The sequence below is a fragment of the Aliivibrio sp. S10_S31 genome (assembly GCF_014694495.1).
Taxonomy (GTDB): Bacteria; Pseudomonadota; Gammaproteobacteria; order Enterobacterales; family Vibrionaceae; genus Aliivibrio; species Aliivibrio fischeri.
In genome coordinates, this window is the sequence record NZ_JAAUWR010000095.1 from 1 (window position 1) to 620 (window position 620).

Annotated in this window: 1 protein-coding gene; it reads right to left on the reverse strand. The window is 34.8% G+C overall.

The window, feature by feature from the left end:
- Window positions 1-129: 129 nt before the first annotated feature.
- Window positions 130-582, reverse strand: a complete 453-nt coding sequence (locus HC728_RS19770) for an N-acetyltransferase (protein WP_190395986.1) — start codon at window positions 580-582, stop codon at window positions 130-132.
- Window positions 583-620: the final 38 nt, after the last annotated feature.

Consider the following 620-nt stretch of genomic DNA (forward strand, 5'->3'; position numbering starts at 1 on the left):
TAACGCCGCAATAACACGTTTATTACTACGACGACTTAGCTGAATTTTACTGCCTTAAACACCGAAACCAAAGACAAACCTACAACGCCGAATGTAATAAATCGTGTTGATTGCTTTGTTAAATGCGATTTAAAGTAATCTACAAACTAACCGCAACATATCTTTGTGCTGAATACCGTTTTCATAGATATCTTCGTCGTAATTATCGAGAAAGAAATTTTTTACGATTGAGTCAACTCGAAATCCATGACGTTGATAAAACGATAATTGATAGCCAAAAGTTCCAGTTCCTAGTTCTACGTTACTGTAGCCATTCAAAGCTAACTCATTTAATACAAATTTGAGGAAGTTTGAGCCAATACCTTTTTGCTGATATTCCGGCGCTATTGCAATATTGTAGATTTCGGCCACAGAAGAACTAAGCTGCTTACTAATACAAATACCGACTATTTCATGATTTTTAAAAGCACCGAAACAGTCAGAACCATTCAGATACTTATTAATGCATTCTTGAGATGGATCTGCTTCAAGTAATAATTTCATTGGGGCTAAATCTGATGATATTTTTTTAAACTCAATCAAACCATTTTCCTCTCAAAGTCTTTGAAGCATTTAACGCC